The 518-nt window shown below is 54.2% G+C and carries 1 protein-coding gene; it reads right to left on the bottom strand.

All coding sequences use genetic code 11. The features are described 5' to 3' along the window. Positions 1-192: 192 nt before the first annotated feature. Positions 193-518, bottom strand: a 326-nt coding sequence (locus AN476_RS22320; RefSeq protein WP_157063867.1) for a TerB family tellurite resistance protein, incomplete at its 5' end; no start/stop codon positions are given.

Genomic DNA, 518 nt, shown 5'->3' with positions numbered 1-518 from the left:
GTCGCTCTTACGTCTATGTCTGGAAAGTACTGGCTGGGGCGGTAGGAAACCTAGCTTCTCGTTTCCGATCTTCGGCTTAGTCGACCGACTGACGAACCTGGGGCGGTTGCTGGGGCCGGTCGAGCGTCAGCGTAGGGCTGCTGGAGGGCTCTGGCGGGCGGTGGAGGGTGCTGGCTGGAAGTGGAGGGGTTTTCAGGTATTGTTAGCTTCACCCTTAATGGCAGCGACAACTCTATTTCGAAACTTAGGAAGTCGAAACCAAGGGTCTTTGGGAAGGCAGTCGGCTACATGCTGGACGACCAATTTCTCCATTTCATGGAACTGGCCATCCGCCAAAGCTATCTCCTGAAGCAGAGCGATAACTTTCTCGCGTACCTTCTTGTGATTGCAGTCTTTGCTCTCCAGGGTGAACTTGCGCAATCCTTCTGTAAGCTCCTGCAGGGCGAGTTCGTGTAATTTCTCCTGAAAAATCGACAACGCGGCAGTCACGAACTCTTCGTCGTACCCCCATTCCTTGG

The organism is Phaeobacter sp. 11ANDIMAR09 (genome assembly GCF_001294455.1).
Classification (GTDB): domain Bacteria; phylum Pseudomonadota; class Alphaproteobacteria; order Rhodobacterales; family Rhodobacteraceae; genus Pseudophaeobacter.
The sequence above is the reverse complement of the archived record's forward strand: the minus strand, read 5'-3'. Positions and strand labels throughout refer to the sequence as shown.